The organism is Mesorhizobium sp. M7A.T.Ca.US.000.02.2.1 (genome assembly GCF_003996995.1).
In the GTDB taxonomy this organism is placed as follows: Bacteria; Pseudomonadota; Alphaproteobacteria; order Rhizobiales; family Rhizobiaceae; genus Mesorhizobium.
In genome coordinates this window covers 1-2910 of record NZ_RZTT01000582.1, presented here as the reverse complement: position 1 = coordinate 2910, position 2910 = coordinate 1, and the positions used below count along the sequence as shown (strand labels likewise).

At 63.5% G+C, this 2910-nt stretch carries 3 protein-coding genes and 1 pseudogene; 3 read left to right on the top strand and 1 reads right to left on the bottom strand.

Annotation, left to right across the window (positions count from 1 at the left end):
* The 3 genes from EOD15_RS31955 to mazG form a co-directional block, all read left to right on the top strand.
* Positions 1–414: SURF1 family cytochrome oxidase biogenesis protein (locus EOD15_RS31955; RefSeq protein ID WP_281035591.1), on the top strand; the 414-nt coding region annotated here is incomplete at its 5' end.
* Positions 415–554: 140 nt separating this feature from the next.
* Positions 555–1739, top strand: coding sequence for an amino acid aminotransferase (locus EOD15_RS31950; protein WP_127322817.1), 1185 nt, complete (start codon positions 555–557; stop codon positions 1737–1739).
* A gap of 140 nt (positions 1740–1879) precedes the next feature.
* Complete coding sequence (gene mazG, locus EOD15_RS31945; RefSeq protein WP_127322816.1) at positions 1880–2704, top strand: nucleoside triphosphate pyrophosphohydrolase; 825 nt, start codon at positions 1880–1882, stop codon at positions 2702–2704.
* A gap of 63 nt (positions 2705–2767) precedes the next feature.
* On the opposite strand, the pseudogene EOD15_RS37100 reads toward mazG, so the two are convergent.
* Positions 2768–2910 (bottom strand): annotated as a pseudogene (locus EOD15_RS37100) (GTPase HflX); the annotation flags it as partial.

Below are 2910 nucleotides of genomic sequence, written 5' to 3'. Positions count from 1 at the left end.
GATGATGGCTTCACGATTCTGGTGAACAGGGGCTTCGTGCCGACGGACAAGCGCGATCCGGCAACCCGCCTCGCAGGCAAGCCCTCGGGCGATCACACCGGAATTCGCGGCCTGCTGCGCCTGACCGAACCGAAGGGCGGCTTCCTGCGTAACAACGATCCGGCCGCCAACCGCTGGTATTCGCGCGATGTGCAGGCAATCGCCTCGACGCAAGGCCTCGGGCAGGTCGCTCCTTATTTCATCGATGCCGATGCCACGCCCAATCCGGGAGGGTGGCCGGTCGGCGGCCTGACGGTCGTCTCGTTCCACAACAACCATCTGGCCTATGCCCTGACATGGTTCGGGCTGGCCTTGATGGTGCTGGGCGCGGTCGTCTATCTGTTGCGGCAGACTGGGAAACACGGCGGGGGCTGACCGCTGGCCGAGGCAAAGCTGAAAGGAGCAGGCAGGGCAGGCTTCCCGGCACCCCCGTCTCAGGCTGGAGCACCTAGCTAAAACCGCTGGCGAAACGCGACCGATTTGCGTATCACTCCGCCGCCATTGGAGCCCTAGCGATGTTTGAAGCCCTGCAGCCCGCCCCCGCCGACAAGATCCTGGCCCTGATCGGCCTTTATCGAGCCGATCCGCGTCCAGACAAGGTCGATCTCGGTGTCGGCGTCTACAAGGATCGCGACGGCAAGACGCCGGTCATGCGCGCCGTGCGCGAAGCGGAACAGCGCCTGCTGCAGGCCCAGGACACCAAGACCTATCTCGGCCTTGCCGGCGATACCGGCTTCAACACGGTGATGGCCAAGCTCGCCTTCGGTCCAGGCGCCGACATGACGCGCATCCGCGCCGCACAAGCGCCCGGCGGCTCCGGCGCGCTGCGGCTGGTGGCGGAACTGCTGAAGCGGACACGCTCGGATGCAACCATCTGGCTGTCGGACCCGACCTGGCCGAACCACATGCCGGTGATGCGCGCCGCCGGCCTGCAGATCCGTGAATATCCCTATTTCGACGCCGCGTCGGGCGCCGTTCGTTTCGACGACATGCTGGCGGCGCTGCGGACCGCAAAGAGCGGCGACGTCGTACTGCTGCATGGCTGCTGCCACAACCCGACCGGCGCCAATCTGGATGCGGCACAGTGGGCAGCCGTTACCGATCTGGTCGTCGAGCGCGAGCTGCTGCCGTTTGTCGACATCGCCTATCAGGGCTTTGGCGATGGCCTCGAGGCCGATGCCCTCGGCTTGCGCCTGCTGGCGGCAAAAATTCCGGAAATGGTCGTCACCTCGAGCTGCTCGAAGAATTTTGCTGTCTACCGCGACCGCGTCGGCGCGGCGATGATCCTGGCCAGGGACGGCGCACAGGCGGATGTGGCGATGAGCCAGATGCTGTCGGCGGCGCGCGCCATGTATTCGATGCCGCCGGACCACGGTGCGGCGGCCGTGCGCATCGTGCTCGAAGACGCCACCTTGCGCGCGGATTGGGAGGCGGAGCTTGAAGAGATGCGGCTACGCATGCTCAGGCTACGCGTGCAGTTCGCCGAAGCCCTGCGCCGGCAGTCCAATTCCGATCGCTTCGACTTCGTCGCCAGCCATCGCGGCATGTTCTCCCGCCTTGGCCTCACGGAAGCGCAGGTCGAACGGCTGCGTGCCGAGCACGGCATCTATATGGTCGGCGACAGCCGCATCAACGTCGCCGGCCTGCCCGAAGACGGCATGGACGAGCTCGCCAAGGCGATCGTTTCGGTTCTTGATTGACGCGGCTTGTCTGTGGACAAGGCTTCCGCGCCGGCTGACAGCGTTAGCCGCGCGGCCGGTCGCGGGATAGCATCCGATAGACTGTTTTGACGCAATTCCGGACAGAAAACCGTTTCACACTTTTCCTGGAATAGCTCTAGATGACGCCATCGAAAGACATTTCGCGCCTGATCGAGATCATGGCGGCGCTGCGGGCGCCGAAGACCGGCTGTCCCTGGGACATCGAACAGGATTTCTCGACCATCGCGCCCTACACGATTGAGGAAGCCTATGAGGTGGCGGACGCCATCGCGCGCGGCGACCTTGACGATCTGCGCGACGAGCTCGGCGACCTTCTGCTGCAGGTTGTCTATCACGCGCAGATGGCCGAGGAGGCCGGTGAATTCGCCTTCCCGGATGTGGTGCAAGCCATCACGACGAAGATGATCCGCCGCCATCCGCATGTCTTCGGCGACGAGAAAGCCCGCAACGCCGGCATGGCCAAGGGCATGTGGGAAAAGATCAAGGCCGAAGAGAAGGCGGAGAAACGAAGCGCCCGCCTCGCGCGTGGTCTCGATCCCGAAGACAACGGCAAGGGGTTTCTGGACAGCGTGCCGGTCGCCCTGCCCGCACTGACCCGGGCGCTGAAACTTCAGGAGAAGGCCGCCCGCGTCGGTTTCGACTGGAGCGAGGCGGCGCCCATCCTCGACAAGATCGAGGAAGAGATTGGCGAATTGCGCGAGGCCCTGGCCAAGGGCGACACCGCCTCGATCAAGGACGAGTTCGGCGACATGCTGTTTGCCGTCGTCAACCTCGGCCGTCACCTCAAGCTCGATTCCGAAGCAGCGCTAAGCGGCACCAACGAAAAATTCCGCTCGCGCTTCCACTATGTCGAACAGGCTCTGGAAAAATCCGGCAGCACGCTGGAAAAGGCTGATCTGGCCGGGATGGAAGCGCTCTGGCAGGAAGCAAAGACCGCGAAGTAATCTCTCTTTCGGGCAATTCCGGACGGAAAACCGCTATACACTTTTTCCTGGAATTGCTCCGGATTACCCGTTGTTTTTACGACGCAATCTGCTTTCGATCTCTTCGCGGGCGCTTTGCGTGGCCTTGAGCGAGATGGTGGCGCTGCCGTCATCATTGTCGCTTCGCGAAACGACATCGCCATTGCGGTAAAGCCAGTCGACAAGGC